This is a genomic window from Mycolicibacterium chengduense (assembly GCF_033741155.1).
Classification (GTDB): Bacteria; Actinomycetota; Actinomycetes; order Mycobacteriales; family Mycobacteriaceae; genus Mycobacterium.
The window spans coordinates 182,680-196,304 of record NZ_JAWQNH010000007.1 but is presented as its reverse complement, the minus strand read 5'-3'; the positions used below and the strand labels follow the sequence as shown (position 1 = coordinate 196,304).

Genomic DNA, 13,625 nt, shown 5'->3' with positions numbered 1-13,625 from the left:
GTCACGCCCGGCAGAGTCGCGTCGCTGGTCCTGGGAAGTTGCGGACCGCAGGTACGGTTCGGTGTTGTGCGAAGGGTTGCGCTGGGGATGGCGATCGTGACGAGCCTCGTGCTGGCGGGCTGCGGATCGAGCGATTCCACCGTCTCCAAGACACCGGATGCCAGCACCCCCGCGCCCGCCCCACGCACCACCGTCGTCGCACCGGCGCCCATCGTGACGCCGACCACCGCGGCGCCCGCACCCGATCCGTGTGCGGTGAATCTGGCCGCCCCGGAAATCGCCAAGGCGGTGTCGACGTTGCCGCGCGACCCGCGCAGTAATCAGGCCTGGAGCCCGGAACCGTTGGCGGGCAACTACAACGAGTGCGCCCCGCTGTCGGTGGTGATCGTGAAGGCCAACACCAACGCGCCGAACGCAAACACCAGGGCGGTGATGTTCCACCTGGGCAAGTTCATTCCGACCGGGGTGCCCGACACCTACGGTTTCAACGGAATCGACGAGAGCGCCAGCACCGGCGACACCGTCGCGCTCAAGTTCTCCGGTGGCACGCCGGGGTTGGACAGCGTGGTGCGGTTCCGGTGGAACGGCAACGGCGTGGAGCTGATCGGCAACACCGGGCACTGACACGTGCCCGCGACGCGGTAGGGGATGTCGGCGCGCTCCCCTAGCCTGGGTGCGTGTTCGTCGCAGGGGATCGGGTCATCTACAGCGCCTCGGACCTCGCGGCCGCCGCTCGCTGCGAGTACGCGCTGCTGCGCTCGTTCGACGCGCAGTTGGGCCGCGGCCCGAAAGTGTCCGCTTCCGACGAACTGCTGGCCCGCACCGCGGCGCTCGGCCACGACCACGAGCAGCGCCACCTCGAGGAACTGCGCGCCGACGGCACCGTCACGGTGATCGGCAGACCGCCGTACACCCTCGCCGGGCTCACCGCGGCCGCCGAACAGACCATGGCCGCGGTGGACCGCCGGGCACCGGCCATCTACCAGGCCGCGATGTTCGACGGCCGGTTCGCCGGGTTCGCGGACTTCCTGCAGTTCGAGACCGGGCGCTACCGGCTGCGCGACACCAAACTGTCCCGGTCGGTGAAGGTCGAGGCGCTGCTGCAGCTGGCCGCCTATGCCGACACCCTGACCACGGCGGGGGTACCCGTCGCGCCGGAGGTCGAGCTGGTGCTCGGTGACGGCGCGGTGTCGCGCTATCAGGTGGACGAGTTGCTGCCGGTGTACCGGCCGCGGCGGGCGGCGTTGCAGCGGTTGCTGGATGGGCACCTGGCCGCCGACGGGCCGGTGTCCTGGACCGACGAACGGGTACGCGCCTGCTTCCGCTGCCCCGAATGCGAGCAGCAGGTCCGGGCGACCGACGACCTGCTGCTGGTCGCCGGGATGCGGACCAGCCAGCGCGCCCGGCTGATCGACGCCGGCATCACGACGGTGCAGAACCTGGCCGAGCACAAAGGTCCGGTGCCCGAGCTGCCGAACCGCACCGTCACCGCGCTGACGGCCCAGGCACGGCTGCAGATCGCCGAGCGGGTCGACGGCAAACCACCGTTCGAGGTCGTCGATGCGCAACCGCTGATGCTGCTGCCCGACCCGGACAAGGGCGATCTGTTCTTCGATTTCGAGGGCGATCCGCTGTGGACGGCGAACGGCCGCGACTGGGGGCTGGAATACCTGTGGGGCGTGCTGACCGTCACCGACGAGTTCACCCCGTACTGGGCGCACGACCGGGGAGAGGAACGGCAGGCCCTGGTCGATTTCCTGGCCATGGTGCGCAAGCGGATGAAGCGCTTCCCGAAGATGCACATCTACCACTACGCGGCCTACGAGAAGAGCACCTTGCTGCGGCTGGCCGGACGGTACGGCGTCGGCGAGAACGAGGTGGACGACCTGCTGCGAAACGGCGTACTGGTGGACCTTTATCCCTTGGTGCGCAAGAGCATTCGAGTGGGAACCGAGAGCTACAGCATCAAGTATCTGGAGCCGCTGTACATGGGTGGCGAGCTGCGTGACGGCGAGGTGACCAACGCCGCCGACTCGATCACCCAGTACGCCCGCTACTGCGCGCTGCGCGACGACGGCCTAGTCGACGAGGCGGCCGTCGTGCTCAAGGAGATCGAGGACTACAACCGGTACGACTGCCGGTCGACGCGGCGACTACGGGACTGGCTGATGGCCAGGGCCATCGAATCCGAGGTGCCACCACGCGGTCCGCAACCCGTGCATGCATCGGGCACCGACGCGACAGCGGAGGCCACCGACGCACTGGACCGGGCGCTGGCGAAGTTCGCCGGGGACGGTATCGAGGACCGCACGGCCGAGCAGACGGCCGTCGCGATGGTGGCGGCCGCCCGCGGTTTTCACAAGCGTGAGGACAAGCCGTACTGGTGGGGCCATTTCGACCGGGTGAACAATCCCGTCGACGAATGGTCGGACAACAGCGGCGTTTTCGTGGCCGACCGCGCCGAGGTGGTGAACGACTGGCACCAACCGCCGAAGGCCCGCAAGCCACAACGTCACGTACTGCTGACCGGTGAGCTGGCCAACGGCGAACTCAACTCCGACATGTACGCGCTGTACGACCCGCCGGCGCCCGCGGGGTTGGCCGAGGACCCGGACCGTCGCGCGTTCGGCTCGGTGACCGTACTCGAATGCGACGATCCCGAGGTGCCGACGCAGGTTCTGATCTGCGAGCGGGAACCCAAGGGAGCGGGGACCTTTCACCAGATGCCCTTCGCGCTGACACCGGGGCCGCCGATCAACACCAAGCCGCTGCAGGAGTCGATCGCCGACACCGCCGCACAGGTGGCCGCCGGGTTGCCCAACCTGCCGGCCGACGCCGTCACCGACATCCTGCTGCGCCGTGCGCCGCGCATGGTCGGCGGCGGCCCGCTTCCCCGCACCGGGGACGTCGCCGCCGATATGACGACCGCCCTGCTGGCACTGGACCGCTCCTACCTGGCCGTGCACGGCCCACCCGGCACCGGCAAGACCTTCACCTCGGCCAAGGTCATCGAGCGGTTGGTCAACGAGCACGGCTGGCGGGTCGGCGTGGTGGCGCAGTCACACGCCGTCGTGGAGAACCTGTTCCGCGATGTGATGGCCGCCGGTGTCGACGGCTCCCGTGTCGGCAAGAAGACGAATACCGTCAATGCCGGCTGGACCACGTTAACCAATCCGGAGTTCGCCGAGTTCATCGCCGACAACGACGGCTGCGTGGTGGGCGGAACGGGATGGGACTTCGCCAATGCCAACAAGATTCCACGGCTGGCACTGGACTTGTTGGTCATCGAGGAGGCCGGCCAGTACAGCCTGGCCAACACCATCGCCGTGGCACCGGCGGCGCGCAACCTGATGCTGCTGGGTGACCCGCAACAGCTGCCGCAGGTCAGTCAGGGCACCCATCCCGAGCCGGTCGACGAGTCGGCGCTCGGCTGGCTGGTCGACGGCAACCACACCCTGCCCCCGGAGCGGGGCTACTTCCTGGACTGCTCGTTCCGGATGCATCCCGCGGTGTGCGGCCCGGTCTCGCGGTTGTCCTACGACGGCCGGCTCCAAGCTCGCGAAGACGTCAGTGGCGCACGGCATCTGGACGGAGTGGCGCCGGGCGTGCAGGTGTTGACCGTCGCCCATGACGGCAATTCCACCGACAGCCCCGAGGAGGCCGAGGCCATCGCGGCCCGGATCACCGCCCTGCTCGGCACAACGTGGAGCGACGAACACGGCTCCACCGCACTGGATCAGCAGCACGTGCTGGTGGTGACGCCGTACAACGCCCAGGTGGTGACGCTGCGCCGCGTGCTCGACGCGGCCGGGCTGACCGATGTCGAGGTCGGTACCGTGGACAAGTTCCAGGGCCGGCAGGCGCCGGTCGTCTTCGTCTCCATGGCGACGTCGTCGGCCGACGAAGCGCCACGCGGAGTGTCGTTCCTGTTCAACAGGAATCGGCTCAATGTGGCAGTCAGCCGCGCCAAGCACACCGCGTTCATCGTGCGGTCGGCCCTGTTGACGGACTACCTGCCCGCGACACCCGACCGGCTGACCGAATTGGGAGCCTTCCTCGCGCTGACCGGCGGCTGACCGTACTTGTCGTACCCCTCTGCGAGAATGAGGTATGTCCACCGCCGCAGCATCTTTGGAGCCCAAAGAGCGCCTGGCGGTGCTGTTCGACGAGATCGGTGAACTGTGCGGGCAACGCAACGCCATCGACGGGCGGCTGGTCGAGATCGTCGCCGAACTCGAACGCGACGAGCTGGCCGGGATGACCGGCTGCCGCTCGATGGCCGCCCTGATCGCCTGGAAAACCGGGGCCACACCCCGTAACGCCGAAACCATGGCCGCCGTCGCACACCGCCTCGACGAGTTCCCCAGCTGCGCCGATGGTTTACGCGACGGCCGGCTGTCGTTGGATCAGGTCGGGGTCATCGCCGAACGCGCCGCCGACGGCTCTGACGCCCACTACGCCGAACTGGCGCTGTCAGCCACCGTCGAACAACTGCGCACCGCCATCAAACTGGCACCCCAACCAGACGCACCACCCAAACCCGAACCAACGCCGGCGATCACCAAAACCGAACACGGCGACCACTGCATCTACCGGATCACCCTGCCCCGGCTGGAAGCCGCCACACTCGACGCCGCGCTGCAGTCCCGCCACGACGCACTGATCGCCGAGCATCCCGGTGACCAGACGCCGTTCCCCACCCGGGTCGATGCGTTCATGAGCTTGGTGCACGCCGGCTGGGACACCGACGTCGCCGCCCGCCCGCACGGGCAGCACAGCACCGTCATCGTGCACGTGGAGGTCGACCAACCCGCCGCCCTGCACCTGGGGCCAATCCTCACCGATGCGGAGCGCCGCGAACTGTTGTGTGATGCCACCTGCGAGGTGTGGTTTCAGCGCGACGGCCAACCCATCGGGTCCGGGCGGTCCACCCGCACCATCAGCCGCCGGCTCCGCAAGGCGTTGGAGCACCGGGACCGGCACTGCGTCATCCCCGGCTGCGCCGCCAGTCGGGGCTTGCATGCGCATCACCTCGTGCACTGGGAGGACGGTGGCCCCACCGACCTGGACAATCTCGTGCTGCTCTGCCCGCCGCATCACCGGATGCATCACCGCGGGGAGATCACCATCACCGGCCCCGCCGATCGCCTCGTCGTCACCGACACCGACGGCGACCCCATCGACCGCGGATCACTGGCCCGAGCGCCCAGCACCGCGCCACCTACCGTCGCCCCGTACAAGGGCCCGACCGGGGAACGCGCCCAATGGTGGTGGTACCAACCCTTCCAACCACCACCGACCAACGACAACTGACTCAGTCGTCGCGGGAGTGCCTGCCGCGGCTGGGTCGGGAGTGCCTGCCGCCGGGCTCCTCATCGTCGTCCTGATCGGTGGGCGGTTGCAGCGGCTGGAAGCAGCCGTTCTGATCGGTGTGAAAACCGTTGTGGGCGTGGCCGATTTGATCGGCCGGCGGCTCGGCCAGCAGATCGTCGAGGATGCTGCGCCAGGCCCGGGGCGGGTCGGGCATGGGTCGCGGCATGGGCTCGGGCTCGGGCTCGGGCTGCGACACAGGTTCGGGCTCTAGGTGCTGCCAGGTGTCGACGGGTCCGGCGTGCCAGCTGTCGGCAGGCGCGGGCAACGGATGTTCGACGTGGGCGTACAACGGCTCGGTGTGCGACTCGTCGGGCGGGGTGTGATCGACGGCGGGCAGCAGATCGGTGGGCGGGTCCTGAGGCCCCGGCGAGCGAAGCGACGGGGAATGAGAACCCGGCGACCAGTCCACGGTGTACTCGATGTAATCGTCGTCGTCCTGCCAATGTTCGTCGACCGAGTGCTGGTCGGCCACCGGCAACCGAGGCGCAGGCAACCCGGTGACCAACCGCGGTGTCGTCGCACCGAAGCCGCGCAGGAACAGCGCGGCCACCACACCGAACAACGCGACGAAAGCCGGCAGCAGCAGCGATTGGGACAGGGCCGCCGAGAACGGTTCGCGCAGGAACTCCGGCAGCACGGTGGCCTGCCCCTCCGCCGGGGCGCCGCCGCCGGCACGCGCGGGCAGTTCGGCGCTGATCCGCGATGTCATGAACGCGGCCATGCTGGCGCTGCCGAGCACCGAGCCCACCTGGCGGGTGGTGTTGTACACCCCGGATCCGGCCCCGGCCAGCTGCGGTGGGAGGTTGCGGGTGGCCGTCGCCGCCAACGGTGACCAGATGAACGCCATCCCGACGCCCATCACGGTCAGCGGCAGCAGCAGCCGCCAGATGGCCGTGGTCGGCGTCATCTCGACCGACAGCCAGGTCAATCCGACCGCGATGGCCGCGAAACCGAACCCGATGATCGGCGCGGGATGTGCCCGGTCGACGATGCGCCCGACGAACGGGGCCAGTACCCCCGACGCGATGGCCATCGGTGCGGTCAGCAGCGCCGAGCGCGTGTAGGACAGCCCGCACACCGCAGGCGCGTAGAACATGACCGGCAGGATCATCGCGGTCACGACGAAACCGATGACGGCAATACCGACATTGGACAGCGTGAAATCGCGGTCGGCGAAGATGCGCAGCGGGATCAGCGGTTCGCGCGGATTGACCGACTGCCAGTACACGAACGCGGCCATGAACCCGACACCGGCGACGATGGTCGCCCAGATCCATGGCGCCCAGTGGTGCGACTGTCCTTCTTGCAGGCCGAACACGATCAGGAACATCGCGACCCCGGACAGCGCCACCCCGAGCAGGTCGAAGCTGTGCTTCTTCGTCGGCAGCACCGGCACCAGCCACGCCGCCAGCGCCAGGCCGATCAGCCCGATCGGGACGTTGACGAAGAAGATCCACTGCCAACCCAGCCCGTCGACCAAGACACCGCCGGCCAACGGCCCGACCAGGGTGGCCACGCCGGCGGTGGCACCCCACACGCTCATCGCCACGCCGCGCCGCTCCGGCGGGAAGATGCGGGTGATGGTGGACAAGGTCTGCGGCGTCAGCAGTGCCGCGCCGATGCCTTGCACCACCCGCGCGGCGATCAGCATCTGGATCGACCCGGACAGCCCGCACCACAACGAGGCGATGGTGAAAACCGTCAGACCGAGCAGGTAGAGGTTCTTCGGCCCGAACCGATCGCCGAGCCGGCCGGCCACCAGCAGCGGCACCGCATAAGCGAGCAGGTAGGCACTGGTCACCCAGATGACGCCGTCGTAGTCGGTGGCCAGCGCCTCCATGATCCGCTTGTTGGCGACGGCGACGATCGTCGAGTCGACCAGGATCATGAAGAAACCGACCAGCATCGCCCACAGCGCATGCCAGGGGTTGGCTTGGCGGGCCGTCCCGGTCAGGCGGGCGGCCGCGGGCGCGCGTCGATCAGTCTGGTCTTCGGGCATCTACTCGGAAATCGGAAGGGGCGACGCGACGGACGCTTCGGACCGCCGCCATGCCGACAACTTACGCCGCGCCGCGGACGGGCTCACCGGCCGGCGTATCCCGCACCTCGGTCGGCGACGACCCGACCATCAGCAGGGCGACCAAGGCAAAGCTCGATCCGACGACCATCACCAGCGCCAACGCGAACTCGTTGTTGCCCAGCACACCGACCAGCGGTGCCACCGCGGCGCCCAAGCCGAACTGCGCGGCGCCCAGCAGGGCGGCCGCCGTCCCGGCCGCGTCCGAGTGTCGCGACAACGCCACTGCCGGCGCGTTGGGGATGACCAGACCCATCGCCGCCAGGATCACCCACACCGGCACCAGAAATCCCCACAGACCACCGATATGGCCCACCGCGAGCACGATGAACACCGCCGCGCTGACCGCGGAAACGGCCAGCGACCACACCGTGATGGTCTGCGGGCCGAACCGCTTGAGCAGCAGCACGTTGGTCTGAGTCGCACCGATCAGGGCGACCGCGCCGGCGGCGAACACCAGCGCGAAAGTCTGCTGATCGAGTCCGTATCGCCCCTGCAACACGAACGGCGCCGCGGCGATATAGGCGAACAACCCGGACATGCCGAGCGCGGCGACCAGCACCAGGATCACGAACCGCGCGTCGCGCAACAGCTCGCCATAGGTGCCGATGATGTTGCGGACGTGCAGCGGACGGCGATGCGAGACCGGCAGGGTCTCCGGCAAGGCCAGCACGGCCAACAACAGCAGCGCGCCGGCCAGCACCACCAGCGCGGCGAACACCCAATGCCACGACGCCTTGAGCAGAACCGCCGCACCCAGGGACGGAGCCACCACCGGGGCGACGCCGAGCACCAGCATCAACCGGGACATCACCGTCGCAGCCATCGTTCCGGTATAGAGATCGCCGACCACGGCGACCGCCACGACCGACGCCGCGGCGGCGCCGAAGCCCTGCAGCCCGCGACCCAACCCGAGCACGATGATGTTCGGGGCGAACAGGCAGATCAGCGATGCCACCATGTGCAGCACGATCCCGGCCATCAGGGGCCGCCGCCGGCCCAGCGAATCGGACAACGAGCCGACGATCAACTGGCCTACGGCCAGTCCGGCCAGCGTTCCGGTCAGTGTTAGCTGCACCACCGAGGACGACACCGTCAGATCCTCGGCGATGCGCGGCAGGGCGGGCAGATACATGTCGATGGTGAGCGGGCCCAGTGCGATCAGCAGCCCCAGCACCGTGATGATCCGGATGCGGCTGGGGGTCGGGGTTGCTTGCACGCTCACGGATGTTGCCACGGTCAGAGGCAGCGTCGCACGTCGGTTTTTTCTTCCGCGCAGGGCGAACAGTGACCGCCGTCACCCCGGGGCGGGCGTGACTGTCGTCACGGGCGGGCACCGCACGTCCCCGTCCGGTCGTTGAACCAGGGTTAGCCTTGGTGGTCTACAGGGCCAGGGGACTTTCACAGGGGAGACACAGCGATGAACGCTCGGTCCAACACCACGAGTCGGCTTCCGGCCACCCGCGACGGTCTCGACCAGGATCCCAGCGCGGCCGCCAAAGCGCTGTCGCAGCTCTTGGAGCGCAGCACCCGACTGCAAGCACCGGCCGTGACGGCCTACGTCCGCCGGCTGCGCGACAGCAAACCGGACGCCACGCCGGCCGAGATCGTCGCCACTCTGGAGAAGCACTACCTGGCCGCGGTGATGGCCAGCGGCGCGGCGGTCGGATCGGCGGCCGCCTTCCCGGGCATCGGCACGCTGGCCGCGATGTCGGCGGTGGCCGGCGAGACGGTGGTGTTCCTGGAGGCCACCGCCATGTTCGTGCTGGCGGTGGCCGAGGTGCACGGCATCCCCGCCGATCATCGGGAACGACGCCGCGCGCTGGTGCTGGCCGTGCTCGTCGGCGACGACGGCAAGCACGCCGTCGCCGACCTGCTCGGCACCGGGCGCACCAGCGGCGCGTGGCTTTCCGATGGCGCCGCCACCCTGCCGCTGCCCGCCGTCTCCCAGCTCAACAGCAGGCTGCTGCGGTTCTTCGTGAAGAAGTACACCCTCAAGCGCGGGGCCATCGCCTTCGGGAAGCTGCTGCCGGTCGGCATCGGCGCCGTCGTCGGCGGGGTCGGCAACCGATTGATGGGCAAGAAGATCGTGGGCAATGCCCGCACGGCGTTCGGCAACCCACCGCCACGGTGGCCGTCGTCGTTGCTCGTGCTGCCCGCACCGCGCGACTGACAACCGGACATACGGCGGGTCATGTCAGTGACATAACCGGCCATATGTCAGCACGACCCACCGGCCCCGAACGTCACCCCGACGTGCCTGGTCGGGCCGCGACCGGAAGCGATAGCCTTTATGCGGCCGAGCGCGGAAAACCGCACCCAGTGGTGGGCTCATCGCACACGCCCGCCGTGACAGATGGAATCGAGGCGAAGAACTGCCGTGACCAGTTCCCCATCCCCCTTCGGACAGAACGAGTGGCTGGTCGAGGAGATGTATCGCAAATTCCGCGAAGATCCCTCCTCGGTGGATCCCAGCTGGCATGAATTCCTCGTCGACTACTCACCGGAACCGGTGACCGAAGCGGCCGCCACCAACGGTTCGACCCAGGCAGCGCCCGCCACCCCGGCCCCGGCTCCCCCTGCCAAGGCTGCTGCCCCCGAGCCAACCAAGGCCCCCGCGCCGGCCAAGGCCCCAGCCCCGGCTTCCCCGGCCACCCCGCCCAAAGCGACCGCACCCGCCCCCGCGAAGGCCCCCGCGAAGGCCGCCGCACCCGCCCCCAAGCCCGCGGACGACGCCGAGACCTCCGTGCTGCGCGGCGCCGCGGCGGCCGTGGTGAAGAACATGAACGCCTCGCTGGAGGTGCCCACCGCCACCAGCGTGCGGGCCATCCCGGCCAAGCTGATGATCGACAACCGCGTCGTCATCAACAACCACCTCAAGCGCACCCGCGGCGGCAAGATCAGCTTCACCCACCTGCTGGGCTACGCGATCGTGCAGGCGGTCAAGAAGTTCCCCAACATGAACCGGCACTTCGCCGAGATCGACGGCAAGCCCACCGCCGTCACCCCCGCGCACACCAACCTCGGCCTGGCCATCGACCTGCAGGGCAAAGACGGCGCGCGCCAACTCGTCGTGGCCGCGATCAAGCGTTGCGAGACAATGCAATTCGGCCAGTTCATCGCCGCATACGAGGACATCGTGCGCCGCGCCCGCGACGGCAAGCTGACCGCCGAGGATTTCTCCGGGGTGACCATCTCGCTGACCAACCCGGGCACCATCGGCACCGTGCACTCGGTTCCGCGCCTGATGCGCGGCCAGGGCGCGATCATCGGGGCCGGCGCCATGGAATACCCCGCGGAGTTCCAGGGTGCCAGCGAGGAGCGCATCGCCGAGCTGGGTATCGGCAAGCTGATCACCCTGACCTCGACCTATGACCACCGGATCATCCAGGGTGCGGAATCCGGCGATTTCCTGCGCACCATCCACCAGCTGCTGCTCGACGACGACTTCTTCGACGAGATCTTCCGCGAGCTGGGCATCCCGTACGAGCCGGTGCGCTGGCGCATCGACAACCCGGATTCGATCTCGCACAAGAACGCCCGCATCATCGAGCTGATCGCCGCCTACCGCAACCGCGGTCACCTGATGGCCGATATCGACCCGCTGCGGCTGGACAAGACCCGCTTCCGCAGCCACCCCGACCTGGACGTGCTCACCCACGGCCTGACGCTGTGGGACCTGGATCGCGAGTTCAAGGTCGACGGCTTCGCCGGCAAGGAATACAAGAAGCTGCGCGATGTGCTCTCGGTGCTGCGCGACGCCTACTGCCGCCACGTCGGTGTCGAGTACACCCACATCCTGGAGCCCGAGCAGCAGAAGTGGCTGCAGGAGCGCGTCGAGGTCAGGCATGAGAAGCCGACCGTCGCCGAGCAGAAGTACATTCTGTCCCGCCTGAACGCAGCCGAGGCCTTCGAGACCTTCCTGCAGACCAAATACGTTGGCCAGAAGCGCTTTTCGCTGGAAGGCGCGGAGACCGTCATCCCGATGATGGACGCCGCCATCGACCAGGCCGCCGAGCACGGCCTCGACGAGGTCGTCATCGGCATGCCGCACCGCGGCCGGCTCAACGTGCTGGCCAATATCGTCGGCAAGCCCTACGGCCAGATCTTCAGCGAGTTCGAGGGCAACCTGAACCCGTCGCAGGCGCACGGCTCCGGTGACGTCAAGTACCACCTCGGCGCCACCGGCACCTACATCCAGATGTTCGGCGACAACGACATCGAGGTCTCGCTGGTGGCCAACCCCAGCCACCTCGAAGCCGTCGACCCGGTGCTGGAGGGCCTGGTCCGCGCCAAGCAGGACCTGCTGGACAAGGGTGACGGGGCCGACGGGTTCACCGTCGTGCCGATGATGCTGCACGGCGACGCCGCGTTCGCCGGCCAGGGCGTGGTGGCCGAGACGCTGAACCTGGCGCTGCTGCGCGGCTACCGCACCGGCGGCACCATCCACATCATCGTCAACAACCAGATCGGCTTCACCACCTCACCGCAGGACTCGCGGTCCAGCGAGTACTGCACCGACGTCGCAAAGATGGTGGGAGCGCCCATCTTCCACGTCAACGGCGACGACCCGGAAGCCTGTGTGTGGGTGGCCCGGCTGGCCATGGACTTCCGGCAGAAGTTCAAGAAGGACGTCATCATCGACATGCTGTGCTACCGCCGCCGCGGGCACAACGAGGGTGACGACCCGTCGATGACGCAGCCCGGCATGTACGACGTGATCGATCACAAGCGCGGTGTCCGCAAGACCTACACCGAGGCGCTGATCGGCCGTGGCGACATCTCCATCAAAGAGGCCGAGGACGCGCTGCGGGACTACCAGGGTCAGCTGGAGCGGGTCTTCAACGAGGTGCGCGAGCTGGAGAAGCACACCATCGAGCCGAGCGAGTCGGTGGAGGCCGACCAGCTCGCCCCGAAGGGCGTCAACACCGCCGTCGACAAGTCGCTGCTGGCCCGGATCGGCGACGCGCACCTGGCCGCCCCGGACGGCTTCAACGTGCACCCGCGCGTACAGCCGGTGCTCGACAAGCGCCGCGAGATGGCCTACGAGGGCAAGATCGACTGGGCGTTCGCCGAGCTACTGGCGCTGGGAACCCTTGTCGCCGAAGGCAAGACGGTTCGTCTGACCGGCCAGGACGTACAGCGCGGCACCTTCACCCAGCGGCACGCGGTGATCGTGGACCGCAAGACCGGCGCGGAGTTCACCCCGCTGGACCTGCTCACCGTCGACACCGACGGCAATCCGACCGGCGGCAAGTTCCTGGTCTACAACTCCGCACTGTCCGAATTCGCCGCCGTCGGTTTCGAATACGGCTATTCGGTGGGTGATCCCGACGCAATCGTCTTGTGGGAAGCCCAGTTCGGTGACTTCGTCAACGGTGCGCAGTCGATCATCGACGAGTTCATCTCCTCCGGCGAAGCCAAGTGGGGCCAGCTCTCCGATGTCGTGCTGCTGCTGCCGCACGGGCACGAAGGCCAGGGGCCCGACCACACCTCGGGCCGGATCGAGCGGTTCCTTCAGGTATGTGCCGAGGGGTCGATGACGGTGGCCCAGCCGTCCACCCCGGCCAACTACTTCCACCTGCTGCGCCGGCACGCGCTCGACGGCATCAACCGTCCACTCATCGTCTTCACCCCGAAGTCGATGCTGCGCAACAAGGCTGCCGTCAGCGATGTGAAGGACTTCACCGAGATCAAGTTCCGCTCGGTGCTGGAGGAACCGACCTACGAGGACGGTATCGGCGATCGCAGCAAGGTCACCCGGGTGCTGCTGACCAGCGGCAAGATCTACTACGAGCTGGTGGCCCGCAAGGCCAAGGACCAGCGCGACGACATCGCGATCGTGCGCGTCGAGCAGCTCTACCCGCTGCCCAAGCGCCGCCTGAACGCGACGCTGGACCAGTACCCCAACGCCAAGCAGTACTTCTGGGTACAGGAGGAGCCGGCCAACCAGGGCGCCTGGCCGACCTTCGGGCTCACGCTGCCCGAGCTGCTGCCGGAGAAACTCACCGGGATCAAGCGGATCTCCCGGCGGGCGATGAGCGCACCGTCGTCGGGATCGTCGAAGGTGCACGCCGTCGAGCAGCAGGAGATCATCAACGAGGCGTTCGCCCCGTAGGCAGTGCCGCGGTTGTGCGGTGTCATCCCGGACCCACCGGTCCGAGCGGATGAGACC

Annotated in this window: 7 protein-coding genes; 5 read left to right on the top strand and 2 right to left on the bottom strand. The window is 68.3% G+C overall.

Features of this window, described 5'->3' with window-relative positions; translation table 11 throughout:
• The first annotated feature begins 87 nt into the window (after positions 1-87).
• Genes SBI67_RS25310 through SBI67_RS25300 form a run of 3 tightly spaced genes read left to right on the top strand, consistent with a single transcriptional unit; the run spans position 88 to position 5,313 of the window.
• A complete protein-coding gene (locus SBI67_RS25310) occupies positions 88-624 on the top strand; it encodes an LppP/LprE family lipoprotein (RefSeq protein ID WP_318983219.1) in 537 nt (178 codons plus the stop codon).
• Between the two features lie 53 nt (positions 625-677).
• Positions 678-4,076, top strand: a complete 3,399-nt coding sequence (locus SBI67_RS25305) for a TM0106 family RecB-like putative nuclease (protein ID WP_318983218.1) — start codon at positions 678-680, stop codon at positions 4,074-4,076.
• A gap of 34 nt (positions 4,077-4,110) precedes the next feature.
• Positions 4,111-5,313 carry an HNH endonuclease signature motif containing protein gene (locus SBI67_RS25300; RefSeq protein ID WP_318983217.1) on the top strand — a complete coding sequence of 401 codons (1,203 nt, stop codon included), beginning with the start codon at positions 4,111-4,113 and terminating at the stop codon, positions 5,311-5,313.
• 1 nt (position 5,314) lies between these two features.
• Here the strand turns inward: SBI67_RS25300 and SBI67_RS25295 are convergent, their stop codons facing one another.
• Positions 5,315-7,279: an MFS transporter gene (locus SBI67_RS25295; RefSeq protein ID WP_318983338.1), complete on the bottom strand. Its 1,965-nt coding sequence runs from the start codon at positions 7,277-7,279 to the stop codon at positions 5,315-5,317.
• Between the two features lie 154 nt (positions 7,280-7,433).
• Positions 7,434-8,687 carry a multidrug effflux MFS transporter gene (locus SBI67_RS25290; RefSeq protein WP_413232565.1) on the bottom strand — a complete coding sequence of 418 codons (1,254 nt, stop codon included), beginning with the start codon at positions 8,685-8,687 and terminating at the stop codon, positions 7,434-7,436.
• Between the two features lie 183 nt (positions 8,688-8,870).
• Between SBI67_RS25290 and SBI67_RS25285 the strand changes: the two genes are divergently transcribed.
• Together SBI67_RS25285 and SBI67_RS25280 are read left to right on the top strand one after the other, a co-directional pair.
• The gene (locus SBI67_RS25285; RefSeq protein WP_318983215.1) at positions 8,871-9,623 is read left to right on the top strand and encodes a hypothetical protein; all 753 of its coding nucleotides are present in this window, start codon (positions 8,871-8,873) and stop codon (positions 9,621-9,623) included.
• Positions 9,624-9,830: 207 nt separating this feature from the next.
• Positions 9,831-13,568, top strand: coding sequence for a multifunctional oxoglutarate decarboxylase/oxoglutarate dehydrogenase thiamine pyrophosphate-binding subunit/dihydrolipoyllysine-residue succinyltransferase subunit (locus SBI67_RS25280; RefSeq protein ID WP_318983214.1), 3,738 nt, complete (start codon positions 9,831-9,833; stop codon positions 13,566-13,568).
• The last annotated feature ends 57 nt before the right edge of the window (positions 13,569-13,625 follow it).

Excerpts from the sequence above, each read along its gene's own strand:
- SBI67_RS25310 (WP_318983219.1), top strand. The coding sequence starts at position 88 with ATGGCGATCGTGACGAGCCTCGTGCTGGCGGGCTGCGGATCGAGCGAT.
- SBI67_RS25300 (WP_318983217.1), top strand. The coding sequence starts at position 4,111 with ATGTCCACCGCCGCAGCATCTTTGGAGCCCAAAGAGCGCCTGGCGGTG.
- SBI67_RS25285 (WP_318983215.1), top strand. The coding sequence starts at position 8,871 with ATGAACGCTCGGTCCAACACCACGAGTCGGCTTCCGGCCACCCGCGAC.
- SBI67_RS25295 (WP_318983338.1), bottom strand. The coding sequence starts at position 7,279 with ATGCTGGTCGGTTTCTTCATGATCCTGGTCGACTCGACGATCGTCGCC.